Raw genomic sequence first — 2,979 nt, forward strand, 5'->3', positions numbered from 1 at the left:
TAATTAACAAAGTTAGAATAGAATTAAAATATCAAAAAAGAAATGAAATACCAAAGAGGAACTTTTTCGATATAAGAGGATATTATAGAAAATTATTGCCTATCTAGTAAAGAAATTATAAATCCGCATTATTTTTTTTTTGGCAATGAAATTGAAAAATATCTGCAAAATTTTGATGTTTTTAAATGGCAAACAATTACGAATCTTAAATTAATTACTCTTTTTCCTGCTAGTCTATATGCTTACAAATATCCAAAAATTACAAGAAAGTATCAAAAGAATTCGCCAAGAAGAGAATTAAAAGGAACAAATTAATCATTTTGAAAAAACTAACCAACTTGTAGCCAAAAAATTAAAATTCACCCTTTACATGATTTAGAAATGTTAGAACAAATAGGCAATTGCAATGGTGTTGAAAAATTATTCAAGACATTTAGCACTCAAAAGAAAAAGGCGAGGCACCATCAACTTTAATTGATTTTTTTGGAAATGAATTTTTAACCATTATTGACGAATCTCATGTAACTATTCCCAAATTAAAGGAATGTATTTTGGTGATTTTTCTCGTAAAACCAACTTAGTAAATTTCGGTTTAGACTACCAAGTGCCCTTCTTGATAACAGACCTTTAAAATTCCATGAATTCCAAGCCAAAATGAATAAAGTTATCTATCTTTCAGCTACTCTGGCAATTATGAATTAACTAAAAAAAATCCCCATTGTAGAATAAATTATAAGACCTACTTTTGTCCTTGATCCAGAAATTGAAATAAGACCAACCTACAACCAAATGGATGACACTTTACTTTGGAAATTAAACACCAAAACTAAAGTGTCAATCAAAGAATTTTTGATAACTACTTTAACTATTAATATGAGCGAGGACCTAACTGCTTATTTAAAAAAATTATGCATCAAAGTAGCTTATTTACACAGTGAAATTAAATCTTACAAAGACTTGAAATTTTAAAAGACCTAAGGTTGGGAAAATACGATTGTTTGGTGGAGTTAATCTTTTGAGGAAAGGACTTGACTTACCTGAAGTAGCTTTAGTAGCTATTTTGGATGCTGACAAACAAGGTTTTTTAAGAAACGAAAGAAGCCTTATCCAAACTATTGGAAGAGCAGCTAGAAACATTACAGGCAAAGCTATTATGTATGCTGGGATTGTATTTCTCCTGCTATGCAAATTGCTATTGAAGAAACTTATCGTAGAAGAAAAATCCAACAAAAAAATACACCAAATAATGAAAGAATACACCAACTGTTTTAACAAAACTATTTTAGAAACAATTTCAATCAAACAAAAAGAAAGTGCCCAAAATGAAAATAAAAATGGTAAAGTTAAGGGACAAAAAAAGTTGCAAACACATACAAATATTACAGCTAAAAATAAAGAAATTAAAAGTTTACAAAAAATGATGAAAGAAGCTGCCAAAAACCTTGATTTTGAAAAAAAAAAGCAGCTACATTAAGAGATTTGATTTTGGAGTTAGAGAAAAAAGGCAAAAAAGATTAATATGAGTCTACATAACTGATAAATGATATAATATTAATGGAAAAAACATTTATAATACTTTAATAATATACTTTAAAAGGGGATTTTATTATGATTTTGATTCAAATTAATCGCATCTGCGACCTTAAACCTTATTTTTATTACGCCCTAGAACAATACGCCCTTAATCATTTATTAAAGCAAAACCCTGAAAAAGCTTCTTTTTTATTTGGAAAATCAAAGGAGTTGTAGAAATGGGGAAAAATCAAATAATTGAAAACGAAGTTAATTTCTAGATTACCTCAAAGAACATAAAATTCCTTTACCTTTAGAAACCAGGTACTGGTGGAGGATGTGTTTATAATGATCCTCAAACTCCTTCTTTTTAGCATTATTGCCAAAAAAGAAAAAAATTTCAGTTTTAAACCTTTTTTTAGCTAAAATTGTCGTTGCATTACAAAAAATTAGACTTAATGTTGAATTTAGTGGCAGAAACGACATTTTACTAGAAGGCAAAAAAATTTCTGGAAATGCCTTTATGCAAAACCAAAATGGCATGGTAACTCATGAACACTTTTATAATTGCGATTTTCAAACTATGATAAACACAATTACTCCAAACGACCAAAAATTAATTTCTAAGGGAATTGCAAGTGTACGTTCCCGAGTAACTAACCTCAAAGGCTATCTTCCAGATATGTCACAAGAAAAGTTAATGCAGTATTTAACTGAGGCTTTAACTGGACTCAAACTTATGTACTTAAGTGACCAAGAAATAAAATCAATAGAAAAAGATTCTCTCTCAATTTACTTCCAATGAATTTTTATTATTAACCCAACCCCATCACACCAAAATACTTAAAAAACGTTTTTCTTGGGGAGGATTAGAAATTTTTTTAGATATTAGATTTGGTTTAATTGAAAAAATGACTTTGATTGGAGATTTTTTCTACAAAGAAGATAATTTAGAACAATTTAGCAAACTTTTTGAAGGAATAACTTATCAAACTGAAAAATACAAGAAGTTTTGGAAAACAAACAAACATCGGTTTTTATATTTTGATGCTACTAATGATGATTTTTTAAGCTTACTTAAAGAAGGTATTTTAGAAGAAAAAATTAAAAATTTAAATTATTAGCAATTACTAAAATAGTTCTAAATTGAAAATTTTTATATAGACTATCAAAAAAAGATAAACAACGAAAAAACTAGCAAAATAAAAATTGAAGGTGTATTTATAAAGTAAATAATCAAAAAATGTTTGAAGAAAAAAATCATTGCCATTTCTTTCTTATTATTTTTGGCTTTTGGTTTGGAACTTCTTTTCTCGTTATACTATTAATGCAACAATCCCTGTAATTATGCTTTTTTTTCGCATTGAATTAATTTTTATCATTTTAATAGGTTATCTTTTTGGACCTAAATACGGATTTGGGCTAGTTTATTTTATCTTTTAATTCATTATGTTTCAAATTTCTAGT

At 27.5% G+C, this 2,979-nt stretch carries 5 protein-coding genes and 1 pseudogene; all 6 read left to right on the forward strand.

Annotated features, from left to right (window positions below; all coding sequences use genetic code 11):
- The first annotated feature begins 789 nt into the window (after positions 1-789).
- Entirely contained in the window at positions 790-969 is a 180-nt protein-coding gene (locus tag ACEW7V_RS01800; RefSeq protein ID WP_374695692.1) for a hypothetical protein, read from the forward strand.
- Positions 970-1,015: 46 nt separating this feature from the next.
- A pseudogene (locus ACEW7V_RS01805) lies at positions 1,016-1,075 on the forward strand (hypothetical protein); the annotation flags it as partial.
- Positions 1,076-1,182: 107 nt separating this feature from the next.
- Positions 1,183-1,272 (forward strand): hypothetical protein, encoded by a 90-nt coding sequence (locus tag ACEW7V_RS01810; protein WP_374695752.1) that lies wholly within the window; start codon positions 1,183-1,185, stop codon positions 1,270-1,272.
- Positions 1,273-1,608: 336 nt separating this feature from the next.
- Positions 1,609-1,749: a hypothetical protein gene (locus tag ACEW7V_RS01815; protein ID WP_374695693.1), complete on the forward strand. Its 141-nt coding sequence runs from the start codon at positions 1,609-1,611 to the stop codon at positions 1,747-1,749.
- A gap of 142 nt (positions 1,750-1,891) precedes the next feature.
- Entirely contained in the window at positions 1,892-2,317 is a 426-nt protein-coding gene (locus tag ACEW7V_RS01820) for a biotin/lipoate A/B protein ligase family protein (protein WP_374695694.1), read from the forward strand.
- A 70-nt stretch (positions 2,318-2,387) separates the two neighbouring features.
- Complete coding sequence (locus tag ACEW7V_RS01825) at positions 2,388-2,636, forward strand: lipoate protein ligase C-terminal domain-containing protein (protein ID WP_374695753.1); 249 nt, start codon at positions 2,388-2,390, stop codon at positions 2,634-2,636.
- Positions 2,637-2,979: the final 343 nt, after the last annotated feature.

The organism is Areca yellow leaf disease phytoplasma (assembly GCF_041920595.1).